Below are 371 nucleotides of genomic sequence, written 5' to 3' on the forward strand. Positions count from 1 at the left end.
GTTCGAAGCCGTGCCCGATGCGCCGCGTCGCTCGCAACTGCCAGCACCCGTGCGCCTTCTAAAACGGCCCGCCCCGCTCATGGTCATGGCCGTGGTGCCCGACGGCCCTCCCGTGCAGCTGCGGCTGAACGGCGCTGTCCAGCAGATCGCCTGGTCTGACGGACCTGAGCGGATCGAGCGTGAATGGTGGCGCGATCCGGAGGACCGCAGTTATCGGGACTACTACCGCGTCGAACTGGCCTCCGGCACGCGCCTCTGGATCGGGCGCACCGCCGCACTGCGCCCCGACCGCCCTGCCCGCTGGTTCCTGCACGGATATTTCGCATGACGGTCGCGTTCGCGGAGGTCGGCGCGCGCACAAACTTCACGCT

The 371-nt window shown here is 69.0% G+C and carries 1 pseudogene; it reads left to right on the forward strand.

Annotated features, from left to right (window positions below):
- Positions 1 to 328: pseudogene (locus GSQ92_RS26440) on the forward strand (DNA polymerase Y family protein); the annotation flags it as partial.
- Between the last annotated feature and the right edge of the window lie 43 nt (positions 329 to 371).

The organism is Acidisoma sp. S159, assembly GCF_009766125.1.
GTDB lineage: Bacteria > Pseudomonadota > Alphaproteobacteria > Acetobacterales > Acetobacteraceae > Acidisoma.